The organism is Cloacibacillus porcorum (assembly GCF_001701045.1).
GTDB lineage: Bacteria > Synergistota > Synergistia > Synergistales > Synergistaceae > Cloacibacillus > Cloacibacillus porcorum.
On the sequence record NZ_CP016757.1, the window covers coordinates 2017317 to 2029363 of the forward strand.

The following is a 12047-nucleotide window of genomic DNA, read 5'->3' on the forward strand; positions in this document are numbered from 1 at the left end:
GTGGTTTCTGACCTCCAAAATTTGTTTTAAAAGACAACGATATATTATAAGCCTCTGAAAGGCTATAAAGGGAATTGTACCATATTTTTCAATATTAGTATTGCAAAAGGATTATTTCAGCGCTCTTTCAATAGCTTCGGCGACACGCTCTGACTGAAGCGGTTTGATGAAAAAGTCAGACGCTCCCGCGCGGATCGCCTCTATCACCTGGTTTTGCTGGTTCATTGCGCTGACCATCACCACCTTAGCCTTTGGGTGATCGTGCTTGATCGCCTTAAGCGCCGCGATCCCGTCCATCTCCGGCATGGCGATATCAAGGGTCACAATGTCCGGGCGAAGCTCATTGTACATGCGAACCGCCTCTTTGCCGTTCTCCGCTTCGCCTACGACGCTGTATCCGTCTCTTATGAGCATGTCCTTAAGAATCATACGCATGTGTGTGGAATCTTCCGCTATCAGCACTGTCGCCTTCATCTTTGCCGCTCCTTTCGCTTATCTGGCCGCGATGCCAAGCTCCTCAAGAAAGAGGGGGCTCAGGACCTTGATGTAGGTACCCTTCATTCCAAGACTTCTGCTCTCTATTATACCCGCACTTCCCAATTTTCTCAGCGCATTTACGATAACGCTTCTGGTAACTCCGACCCGGTCGGCGACTTTGCTCGCGACGACGACGCCCTCGGGGCCGCCGAGATCTTCGATGATGTGACGGACGGACTCGACCTCCGAGTAGGAGAGGGCACGCATGGCCATCTGGACGACAAGGCGTTCGCGGCCGCGCTCTTCTATCGATTTGCCCCGATCGTTGAGGATCTCAAGGCCGACGACGGTCGAAAGGTATTCTGCGAGCACCAGGTCACGGGTGTCAAACTGGCAGCCGAAGCGGGCAAGGATGAGGGTACCGAGCCTCTCTCCCGCGCCGTTGATGGGGACGATGAGGACATGCTTGTTGGAATAGGCGCAGGGCTGGTCCGCGTAGGCGCAGAGACCGTGGTCGGTGTGGTTGAGCACCGATTCGTGGAACTGGTTCACCTTCTCAACGTAGGGGGCCGGCATCGCTCCGTTTATGAGGATCTCCGCCATTATCGGGCAGTCGTACTCGCTGACCCAGGCATAGCCGAGTATCCGCCCCTCTCTGTTTATCACGTAGACGTTTGCAGCTGAGAGGTCCGACATCAGCCTCGCAAGTTTCGGGTAGTCCGGAGTTCCTCTGTCTTTACGCGCCTGGAGCACACGGCTTACGACGCGGGTCTTTTCAAGCAGGTCCTGCATTGCGGACTGGTTCATTATCTTAGGACGGTTTTCAATAAGTTCTTTCGGCGTATCCATTAAATTGCCTCCCTGATTTATCTCTTAATATCAAGACTATAATTCTTCATCTTCCAAAGCTCTGGGGTGTACCTCCAGATAGCTCTTTTTGATCTGGTCAGAGGTTATCGAGAGATACCTCTGCGTTGACGCGATGCTCTCATGACCCAGCATCTCCTGCACCACCCGGAGCGGCGCCCCGTTTTCCAGCATGTGCGTGGCGCAGCTGTGGCGCAGCGTGTGCGGCGTCACTCCATGAAGTCCGGCGCGCGCCGCGGCGCGCAGCACTATACGGTCTACCGTGCGAACCGTAAGGCGCTCGGCCCCCTTGGCGGAGAGAAATACCGGAGCCCTGCCGTCGACGCAGGTGATATCGCGCCACTCCTCAAAGAGCTTTTTCAGCGGCGCGCCTATCGGCACGAGACGTTCTTTGTCCCCCTTGCCAAGGACGCGCAGCATCCGCTCCTCAAGCTCTACCATGTTCCAGTTGAGTCCGATAAGCTCCGAGACGCGAAGCCCGGCGCCGTACATCAGCTCAAGCACGAGCCGGTCGCGCATGAAGCTCTTTGAACCCTCTTCCGGCCCCTCCGTAAGCAGCTTGTCGATCTGCTCGTAAGAGAGGGCGCGCGGCAGCGCTTCAGCTTTTTTGGGGCCTTTCAGCCCCAGCGAGGGGTCCTCGGTGATATCTCCGCGCCAGCAAAGCCAAGCCGTGAATCCGCGTACGGCCGAGAGCCTTCTTGAAGCGGAGCTTTTTGCTTCGCCCACCCCAAGGATGCTGCTCAAAAAAATACGTATCGCGCGGGTATCTATCTCGCGCACATCGGTAATTCCCTGATTGGAAAGATAACCTTTGAAGTGAGTAAGGTCTATCTTATAGTTTACCGTTGTATGTTTAGATTTACCCAGTGATGTCAAATATTCAATATACGCATTGATACTATCAGATATATTCTCCATCATGAACGGTATTTTAACAGGAAAATTGTAAATATCAAGCGAAATTTTAAGAAAATTCACAAGTAACTGTACAATGTGTACGATTTAACAAACTCCTGCGGGCAGGAACCGCAGACGGGAAGAGGAAAACAACGCCGTACGGCCCGGATAAATCATCACAGGCCGTATGGTACGGCGGGATTAAAGCTGTTTATTTGGGAAAAGTATTTTATTTTCACCGATAAATTTTTCCAGAGCCTCAAGCGAACGGGCGGCATATGCCTCGCAGCGCTCGGTCCGCCTGCGTATTTTTTTACCAGGCAGGCGCGGAAAGATGCCGAGGTTGACGTTCATCGGCTGAAAACTCTCCGGCAGCGCCCCTCGCAGATAGTTGAGCAGCGAACCGACGGCGGTCTCCAGCGGAAAGTCGGCCATCGGCAGGCCGCTGACCTGCAGATAGGCAAATAGAGCCGCGGCAAGACCCATCGCCGTGCTCTCCATGTATCCCTCGACACCGGAGGCCTGTCCGGCGATGAAGAGCGCCTCGCGGCCGTTGAAACGCAGATAGGGATCGAGCACCTTTGGAGCGCAGACGAACAGGTTGCGGTGCATCACGCCCTTACGGACGAATTCCGCCTCCCGGAGCGCGGGGATGAGCCTAAAGACGCGCTCCTGTTCCCCCCACTTGAGGTTAGTCTGGAAACCGACGATGTTGAAGAGGCTGCCCTCCCCGTTGTCCTGACGCAGCTGCACGACGGCGCATGGCTCTTTGCCGTCGTTGAACGCCTCGAAACCTACGGGGCGCAGAGGGCCGAAGAGCAGAGTCTTTTCGCCGCGCTTCGCTATGACCTCCACCGGCAGGCAGCCGTCGAAGTGGCGCATCTGCTCCTCCTCGAAGTCGTGGCGCGGCGCTGTCTCGGCGTTGACAAGTTCGTTCCAGAAGAGGTTATATTCTTCCTCGTTCATCGGGCAGTTTATGTAGTCCCCCTCCATGCCGTAGCGGTTGGCGCGGAAGGCCTTTGACATATCCACGGTGCTAACGTCGACGATCGGGGCGACGGCGTCGTAGAAATAGAGAAAATCCTCTCCTGTCAGCGCCGCAAGCGACTGCGCCATCGACGCGCTTGTGAGCGGCCCCGTGGCGATTATCGCCGGTTCCTCCGGTATCTCCGTCAGCTCTTCGCGTACAAGCTCAATATTAGGGTGGCTGGCGATGCTGTCATCGATCAGGCGCGCGAACACCTCGCGGTCGACGGCGAGCGCGTTGCCGGCAGGCACGCGGCTCGCCTCGGCGCAGCGCATGATGAGGCTGTCCATCCGTTTAAGTTCCGCCTTCAGTATCCCCGCGGGGGTCGTAAGTTTTTCCCCTCCCAGGGAATTACTGCATACGAGTTCACCGAGCATCGGCGTCTCATGCGCCGGCGTCATCTTCAGCGGACGCATCTCGCAGAGGCGTACGCGCACGCCGCGCTCCGCCAGCTGCCAAGCGGCCTCCGAACCGGCAAGGCCGCCGCCGGCGACGGTGACCGTTTTACATGTCTGTGTCATTCGGCTCCACCACCTGCGCCTCTTCTTCCGCGGCGCCCTCTTTGCCCGGCTTTTTCCACGATACGTAATCACAGTCGGGGTAGCGCTCGCAGCCATAGAAGAAACGGCCCTTCATCTTGCCTTTGGTGGTCTTGCGGCGTATCAGCTCGCCCTGGCCGCATTTGGGGCATTTTATGCCGGTTGTCTTAACGATCTTCCTCGTATATTTGCATTCCGGGTAGCCTGTGCAGGCAATAAATTCTCCAAAACGCCCGCGCTTTACGATAAGCTCATGTCCGCATTCCGGACATTTTTCGCCGATCAGCTCAGGCTCCGGCCTCATGCTCTCGCCGTGCGCGGAGACCTCGTCGACGACCGGTTTGAAGCCCTTCCAGAAGTCGGCCATCAGCTTTTTCCACTCGATTTCACCGGATTCGATCTGGTCAAGCTCCTTCTCCATCGTCGCCGTGAATCCCTCGTTGACTATCGAGGAGAAGTACCTCACTAGGAAGTTGTTGACAAGCCGCCCAAGTTTCGTCGGTATCAGCTTTTTGTCCTCTTCGCCGCGGTCGACGTAGCCTCGCAGGGAGAGGGTGTCGATAATCGTCGCGTATGTCGAGGGACGTCCGATGCCCTTTTCTTCAAGCGCTTTGACAAGTCCGGCCTCGGTGTAGCGCGGCAGAGGCTGCGTAAACTTCTGTTCTTTGACGATCTTCTCTATCGCGAGCTCCTCGCCCTTCACCGCCGGCTCCATCGTAATGTCTTTGATGCCGAGCGGATAGACGCGCCCCCAGCCGTCAAATGTGGCGACGACGCCTGACTGCTTCATCTGATAGTCGGCGGAGGAACAGACAAGGTTTGTGCGCGCCACGACGGCGTCCCTCATCTGGCTTGCGATGAAGCGGCTCCAAATCAGCTCGTAGAGCCTGTACTGCTCCGGCGTAAGGTAATCTTTGATGGACTCCGGCGTAAGCATCGCGTCCGTCGCGCGTATCGCCTCGTGGGCGTCCTGCGCCTTGCCCTTGGGCATGTATTCGTTAGGCTTGTCCGGCAGGTAATTTCTGCCAAAGCTGTTCGCGATAAAGGCCCGCGAGGACTCAAGCGCCTCGGGCGCGAGCCGCAGGCTGTCGGTACGCATGTAGGTGATGAGCCCCGTGGGGCCGCGTCCCGGTATCTCTATACCCTCATAGAGGGCCTGCGCGATGCGCATGGTACGTTTCGGCGCGAAGCCGCAGCGGCGCGAGGCCTCCTGCTGCAGGGTACTGGTCTTGAAGGGCGGACTCGGCTGTTTTTTGCTCTCTTTGGTGCTGAAGTCGTCGACAGTCAGCCTGCCAGCGCGGATCTCGCCCTCTATTTTAAGCGCCTCTTCCTCGTTGTTTATCGTCAGAGGCTTATTTTTATATTTTTCGACGCGCAGTTTATAGCTTCTCTTTTTATCAAGGCTATTCGCGTCGACGTCCATGAGCCAGTATTCCTCCGGTATGAAGCGCTCGATCTCCTCTTCGCGCTCGCAGACGATGCGCAGCGCCACGGACTGAACGCGTCCGGCGGAGAGTCCGCGCTGGACCTTGTACCAGAGCAAAGGGCTCAGCTCGTAGCCGACAAGGCGGTCAAGTACGCGGCGCGCCTGCTGGGCCTCTACGAGTTCCATGTTTATCATGTCCGGCTCGGAGATGGCGCTCCTCACGCCGTGCTCCGTGATCTCGTGCATTCTTATGCGGCACTGCTGCTGCGTATCGATGTCGAGCAGCGAGGCGAGGTGCCAGGCTATCGCCTCTCCCTCACGGTCGGGGTCGGAGGCGAGCAGCGTACGTTCGCTCGCGGCGGAGGCCCCCTTCAGCGTCTTTATAAGGTCCGCTTTGCCGCGCACCTGGATGTATTCCGGTTCAAAGTCGTGTTCGACGTCGATCGCGAGACGGCCCTTCGGCAGATCCCGTACATGCCCGACGCTCGCAAGCACCTTGTAGCGGGTGCCAAGTATCTTTTCAAGCGTCTTGGCCTTCGCGGGAGACTCCACGACCACAAGCGTCTTGCCGTCATACTGGGAAAATTTCTGGCTGCGGGTGGTTTTTGTAGCGCTCTTTTTCGCTGGGGCCTTCTTTTTCGTCGTCGTGCCGGCGCTAGCTTTAGCGGTCTTTGTCGTTTTAGCCGTTTTTTTCACAGTTTCAGCCTTAGCCGCCTTTTTGACGGAGGAGCTTTTGGCGCTCTTCTCAATCTCCTGCGGAACGGCCTCGTCCTGTTTTACGGTTTTTTTTGCAGCCATCGTTGCGGACACCTCTTTCTTACAAATTACTCTTTACGCTGTATCGTCCAGGTGCGGACATAAAAACGATCCCTTTTGCTGATAAAAGGGTTATATTTTTTAAAAGGTCAGCGGGGCTCATTTTAACGGTAAGAGATAGCTTGTCAATCGTCATCGTCCCGTTTTCCGCGAGAGATTTAAAAATCAGTCCCTCTTCGGCGGATATTTCCATATTTTTTACGCCGCCGCGCTCCGCCGGGGCGGCGATATCAACGCCGCAGGCGCTGAGAAAGACCTCCTCGGATATATAAGGATAGGCCCCGTCGTAAAGCAGGCGGTTCGTCCCCTCGGAATTGACTCCATATATCTGTCCGGGTACCGCCCAGACCTCGCGCCCAAGCTCAAGCGCGAGGCGCGCCGTAATCATCGAGCCGCTTTTAAGCGGCGCTTCGACCACGACGACCCTCTCGGAGAGCGCGGCTACGATCCGGTTGCGCTGCGGAAAGTGCCAGGGTTCGCCGCGTGAGCCGAGGGGAAACTCCGAGATCAGAGCGCCGCGCTCGGCGATCATCTCAAATAATTTCCTGTTGGTGACCGGATAGACAAGGTCCGCGCCGGTGCCGAGCACCGCGAAGGTCTCACCGCCGTTTTCGCAGCAGGCTCCCTGCGAGCAGCCGTCTACGCCCCAGGCGCCGCCGCTGATCAGTACGATGTCGTGTTCCGCGCAGGCGGCCCCGAGCCGTTTGGATACATCTCTGCCGTAGGCGCTCATGCGGCGGGTGCCGACGACGCCTATCTTTGTTTTATTGGGCAGTTTTTTCGCGTTTCCCCGCCAGTAAAGAACGAGCGGAGCGTCTTTCAAGTCAAACAGCTCCCGCGGGTAATCTTCGTCGTCCACCGTCAGCAGACGCACGCCAAGTTCGCCGGCGCGTTCAAGTTCACGCTCCGCCCAGCCGCCGTCGTTCGCGGCGCGTATTTTCGCGAGCGTCTTTTCGCTGAACACCTCTTTCGCGGCGTCCGCCCCGGAGGGGCGCCACAGCTCGCGCGGCTCGAGACCGAACAGAAGGAACTTGGCAAGCGCCGTGGCGTTGGCGTTGACGCTGTTTAAGAGCAGCATCAGCTTCAGGCGGTCATCCATGAGGTAGCCTCCCCCTCGCGGTAGCTTATCGCCTCGGCGACGTGCTTTACCTCTATCTGAGGCGCGCCGTCAAGATCGGCGATCGTCCGCGATACGCGCAGCACGCGCGAAAGACCGCGCCCCGACAGCTTCACGCCTTTGAGCGCCTCAAGGATGAAGGCGCGGACGTCGGATCTCATCGAAGCGCTGCGCCGGAGAAATTTTTCCGGGATCTCCGAGTTGCACTGAAAACCGAAGCCCGACCAGCGTTCGGCCTGTATCCTGCGCGCTTCGGCGACACGCGCCCGCACCGTTTCGCTGCGCTCGCCGCAGCTCCCGCCGAGAGAGACAAGCTCCTCCGGGGTGAGGCGCGGCACCGCGACGTGCAGGTCGATCCTGTCCAATATCGGGCCGGATAATTTACGCCGGTAACGTTCCAGCGAGAAAGGAGTGCATATACACTGCCTCTCGGAGTCCCCCGCGAAGCCGCAGGGACAGGGGTTGCAGGCCGCGACGACAAGCACCTTGGCGGGATAGACGACGCTCCCCGCCGCGCGGCTCACAGTTATCGAACCGTCCTCAAGCGGCTGGCGCAGAGCTTCTATCACATCGCGCTGAAATTCGGGAAATTCGTCGAGAAAGAGCACTCCGCGCGAGGCAAGGCTGATCTCTCCGGGACGCAGCGCGGAGCCGCCGCCGCAGATCGAGACGGCGCTCGCGGTATGGTGAACGGAGCGGAAGGGACGTTCGCGGCTTAGCTCCAGGTTAAGCCCGGCGGTGCTGCGCAGCAGCATGACCTCCATCATCTCCGCGTCGGAGAGAGGAGGCAGTATGCCCTTCAGCGCGCGGGCCAGCAGCGTCTTTCCCGAGCCGGGCGAGCCGATGAACAATATATTGTGATGGCCGGCGGCCGCGATCTCGAGCGCGCGTTTCGCGGCGATCTGCCCTTTGATGTCGGCAAAATCCGGGTCGGCGGGGGCCGCCGTATCCTCTATCTTACGGCCGCTTACCGGCGCGAGCTCCTTTTCTCCGCGCAGGTGCGCGATGATCTCCCGCAGATCATCCGCCGCGTAGGCGCGCACGCCCTCCACAAGCGAGACCTCGGCGGCGTTTTCCGCGGGGACGAAGAGCTCTATATTATTTTCCTTGGCAAAAAAGGCGGCGGGAACGGCCCCCCTGACGCCGCGGAGTCTTCCGTCAAGCGCCAGCTCGCCGATGAAGAGCGAGGGGCGCGGCACCGAGAGGTGACCGGCGGCCGAGGCCAGCGCGACGGCGATCGGCAGATCCAGCAGCGCCCCCTCTTTGGGGATGTCGGCGGGCGCGAGGTTTATTGAGACACGGCCGCGAATATTGACGCCGGCGGCGCGAAGCGCGGCGCGCACCCGTTCGCGCGCCTCCTTGACGGCGGTGTCCGCGAGGCCGACCACCGAAATCGAGAAGAGGCCTCCCGTTATGTCGACCTCCACCTCGACGGCGACGCCCTTCACCCCGCGCAGCGTGAGACCCGAGACGTTATTCATACTATCGGCTCGGTGATGCCGCGGAGATGTTCTATCCGCGGTTCACTTCCGTCGGCAAGGATGACGGAGACAAGGTCTATACGCCAGAAGCCGTTGTAATTGCGCCCCTCAGTCCAGGCGCGTCCGGCAAATATAAGGTTGGCGAGTTTACGCGGGCCGACGCTCTCCTCGGGAGACATCAGGCTGTTATCGCCGCGTGTGCGCACCTCGGCAAAGACCAGCTCGTCCCCCTCTTTTGCGATGATGTCTATCTCGCAGCGCCCTATTCTTACATTTCTCTCAATTATTGTGATTCCCTGTGCGGTAAGATACCCGGCGGCAAGCTCCTCGCCCGCGCGCCCCTTAACGAGATGCGGCGCTTTGGGCGGCTCCGAATCCGAATGTTTCACGGACGGCGCGCCTCCGCGCCGCGCCTCAAGCTTCAGCGCGTATTCAAGAGAACGTTTCGTCATCGTCGTCAAGCACTCCTCTGAATGAGAGTCTGTGTATCGGTGATGGCCCGTATTCCGCGATCAGGCTCTTATGAAGCGCGCTCGGATAACCCTTGTGCTTCGCGAACGAATACTGCGGGTAGATGCGGTCCATGACCTCCATCACGCGGTCGCGCAGCACCTTCGCGACTATCGAGGCGGCGGCGATCACGGGGACGCGGTCGTCGCCCTTGATCACAGGCTTCTGCGGCAGTCCGAGGCCGGGAATCGCCCTGTTGCCGTCCACAAGCACAAGCGACGGCGAAAGCGCCAGCTGTTCAACGGAGCGCTTCATACACCAAAGCGAGGCCTGAAGGATGTTTATTTTATCAATGCGCCGCGCACAGGCGGCCTGCGCGCGCCAGATTATTCCGGCCTCGCAGATCTTATCAAAGAGCGCCTCGCGGCGCTTAGGAGTCAGTTTCTTTGAATCGCGCAGACCGGCTGAGAGCAGCCAGCCACGCTGTTCGGCGGTCAAAATCGCGGCGGCGGCGACCACCGGCCCCGCGAGAGGGCCGCGTCCGGCCTCGTCCGTACCGGCGATGATGAGGGCGGGCACGCCTAAAGGCTCTCCCACAACGGCGGGTCCTGCGGCCTTTCAAGGCTCATACGGCCGAGCTTGCCGGTCGCGAACGAGTCAATAAAAACCCGTCCCGCCGCCTCCATGTCAACGGCTCCGCCGGCTTTCAGCCTGCCCAGACGGCGGCCTATGCTTTCGAGAATCTCGTCCGCGGTGCCCTCGGGTTTAACGCCCCACGCCGCCTCCACGCCGCGCCAGAGGTCTTTGTCTATCATAAATCTTATGCAGTCCTTCGCGTGCTCCTCAAGATTGCCGATCACCTGGCCGCGCGAAGAGCCGATCCACGAGATCAGCCGGTGGGCGCGCGCGTCGCCGTGCGGGTCAAGGATACCCGGCGAGTCCACAAGCAAAAAGCCCTGTCCCTTGAACCAGGATACGCCCTTCGTGATCCCCGGTATGCCGCCGACGCGGGCCGCCTTGCGGCCGACGAGCTGGTTTATCAGCATCGACTTGCCTACGTTCGGAGTGCCGACCACCGCCATGCGCAGATCGCGGAAGGCGGGCTTCTTATCGGTCAGAACCTTTATTATGCGGCTCATGCCGCCCTTACGCAGGTCGAGAGGCCATGCCTGCAGCCCCTCGCGCTTTAAATGCTCCACCCAGAGCTTCGTCACCTTTTCGTCGGCGAGATCGGCCTTCGAGAGCACAACCATCGTTTCGATCTTCGGCGCGAAGAGCGAAAGCATCGGCGAGGAGGTAAGACGGGGCGCGCGCGCGTCGCGCACTTCTATCAGCAGGTCGATATTCGCGGCAAGCGCCTCAAGCTGGCGCCTGCCCTTCGCCATATGTCCCGGATACCAGACGGTACGCGGCATCTAGTCGAGAAGCCCTATCCGGTTCAGCGGCCAATAACGGAAGACCGCCGGACCACGCATAAAGTTGGCGGGGACAAAGCCCCAGAAACGTCCGTCCTGCGAGTTCGGCCTGTTGTCGCCGAGACAGAAATAACTATCCGGCGGCACGGTGACGGCGGCCATATTATAGGTATCGGTATTCTTTACATAAGGCTCGAAGAGCTCCCTGTCATTCACATACACGGTGCCGTTCCTCATCTCCACCTTGTCACCCGGCAGCCCGATGATGCGTTTCACAAAATCGCGCCGCGGGTCCACGGGATACTTGAAGACGACGATATCGCCGCGTTTAGGCTCCACCTTTGGCAGGTGATACCAAAATTTCAGCACCAGTACACGGTCGCCGATCTCAAGCGTCGGAATCATAGAACCGCTCGGTATCCAAAAAGCCTGGATCACGAAGGTCCTCAGGATGAGGGCGAGCACTACCGCCCATAAAACAGTCTCTATCGTCTCACGCCACCAAGGTTTGGCCATTACACATTTACCTCCAAAATCTATTACGGATTACCATCTTGCATTATATTACAAACTCAGCGCAGCGCCTCTGGCAGAATAGCTATCTCCGCGATCATCAGCGCGCCGCCCTCGAGCTTCGGGGAGATAAGATCGCTGCCGGAAAATTCAAGGCTCACGCGGTTTACTCCGCCGGGATTTATCACCTCGACGCGCTCCCCCGTGATTCCCAGCAGCAGCCCCGCGATCGCGCTCGCCGTGGAACCGGTGCCGCAGGATAGCGTCATATCCTCGACGCCGCGCTCATAGGTCATTACGTCAAGCACGCTTGTGCGCTCCAAACTTGGGACGGCAAAGTTTACGTTCGTCCCCTCGGGAAAGAGGTCGAGCCTGCTGCGGATCGCGCGCCCGACGGAGGCGTACCCCTCGAAGGAATGGCTGCGCTCTCTCTCGAAGATCACCGCGTGCGGCACGCCGACGGTGAGAAAGGTATAGTTGAACTCGAAACCGTCAACCGCCGCGTGGGCGTCCACGACGGCATCCGAGACCGACACCGGCGCCAGGTCGAGCGTCACGCGCTCTCCGCAGACCACCGCGTGAACATTGCCGCCCAGCGTCTCAAAGGTCATATCCTTAGACCTCGCGATCCCCTTTTCAAAGGCAAAACGCGCGATACAGCGCGCGCCGTTCCCGCACATTTCGCCCTCCGAGCCGTCGCGGTTGAAGAGGCGCATCTTAAAATCAGCACTCTCCGAGGGCTCGGCGGCGAGGATTCCGTCCGCCCCGAGCGCCTCCCGGCGGCGGCAGGCCAGACGCGCGGCCGCAGCAAGCGCCGCTCCGTCAAGCGCCAGCGACATATTATCTATGACAAGAAAATCATTGCCGTTTCCATTCATCTTAGAACAATTTATCATCATCAGTCTGCCCTTCTTATAGGGATTATTCTCATATATGCGGTATTTTAGCACATAACGGCGGAGAGGGCGAAAAAACAGAAACATATCGCCCTCCCCACACTGCCGCTATCTATTTTTACCCGC

The 12047-nt window shown here is 58.9% G+C and carries 12 protein-coding genes; all 12 read right to left on the minus strand.

Annotated features, from left to right (window positions below):
- Positions 1 to 111: 111 nt before the first annotated feature.
- Complete coding sequence (locus BED41_RS09065; protein WP_066745054.1) at positions 112 to 474, minus strand: response regulator; 363 nt, start codon at positions 472 to 474, stop codon at positions 112 to 114.
- A gap of 18 nt (positions 475 to 492) precedes the next feature.
- Positions 493 to 1326, minus strand: coding sequence for a GTP-sensing pleiotropic transcriptional regulator CodY (gene codY, locus BED41_RS09070; protein WP_066745057.1), 834 nt, complete (start codon positions 1324 to 1326; stop codon positions 493 to 495).
- Between the two features lie 36 nt (positions 1327 to 1362).
- A complete protein-coding gene (locus tag BED41_RS09075; protein WP_066749162.1) occupies positions 1363 to 2265 on the minus strand; it encodes a tyrosine recombinase XerC in 903 nt (300 codons plus the stop codon).
- A gap of 177 nt (positions 2266 to 2442) precedes the next feature.
- Positions 2443 to 3789, minus strand: coding sequence for a methylenetetrahydrofolate--tRNA-(uracil(54)-C(5))-methyltransferase (FADH(2)-oxidizing) TrmFO (gene trmFO, locus BED41_RS09080; protein WP_066745060.1), 1347 nt, complete (start codon positions 3787 to 3789; stop codon positions 2443 to 2445).
- Positions 3773 to 6031, minus strand: a complete 2259-nt coding sequence (gene topA, locus BED41_RS09085; protein WP_066745063.1) for a type I DNA topoisomerase — start codon at positions 6029 to 6031, stop codon at positions 3773 to 3775. Before topA ends, trmFO begins: the two co-directional genes overlap by 17 nt.
- Before the next feature lie 19 nt (positions 6032 to 6050).
- On the minus strand, positions 6051 to 7148 hold the full coding sequence (gene dprA / locus BED41_RS09090) for a DNA-processing protein DprA (RefSeq protein ID WP_066745066.1): 1098 nt from the start codon (positions 7146 to 7148) through the stop codon (positions 6051 to 6053).
- Positions 7133 to 8647, minus strand: coding sequence for a YifB family Mg chelatase-like AAA ATPase (locus tag BED41_RS09095; RefSeq protein WP_066745069.1), 1515 nt, complete (start codon positions 8645 to 8647; stop codon positions 7133 to 7135). Before BED41_RS09095 ends, dprA begins: the two co-directional genes overlap by 16 nt.
- Positions 8644 to 9099: a YraN family protein gene (locus tag BED41_RS09100; protein ID WP_229712276.1), complete on the minus strand. Its 456-nt coding sequence runs from the start codon at positions 9097 to 9099 to the stop codon at positions 8644 to 8646. The genes BED41_RS09095 and BED41_RS09100 overlap by 4 nt, the downstream gene beginning before the upstream one ends.
- Positions 9080 to 9694 carry a ribonuclease HII gene (gene rnhB / locus BED41_RS09105; RefSeq protein ID WP_229712277.1) on the minus strand — a complete coding sequence of 205 codons (615 nt, stop codon included), beginning with the start codon at positions 9692 to 9694 and terminating at the stop codon, positions 9080 to 9082. The genes BED41_RS09100 and rnhB overlap by 20 nt, the downstream gene beginning before the upstream one ends.
- Positions 9679 to 10512 carry a YlqF/YawG family GTPase gene (locus BED41_RS09110; RefSeq protein ID WP_066745074.1) on the minus strand — a complete coding sequence of 278 codons (834 nt, stop codon included), beginning with the start codon at positions 10510 to 10512 and terminating at the stop codon, positions 9679 to 9681. The genes rnhB and BED41_RS09110 overlap by 16 nt, the downstream gene beginning before the upstream one ends.
- A complete protein-coding gene (gene lepB, locus BED41_RS09115; RefSeq protein WP_066745077.1) occupies positions 10513 to 11028 on the minus strand; it encodes a signal peptidase I in 516 nt (171 codons plus the stop codon).
- Between the two features lie 56 nt (positions 11029 to 11084).
- Complete coding sequence (dapF, locus tag BED41_RS09120; RefSeq protein ID WP_229712278.1) at positions 11085 to 12008, minus strand: diaminopimelate epimerase; 924 nt, start codon at positions 12006 to 12008, stop codon at positions 11085 to 11087.
- Between the last annotated feature and the right edge of the window lie 39 nt (positions 12009 to 12047).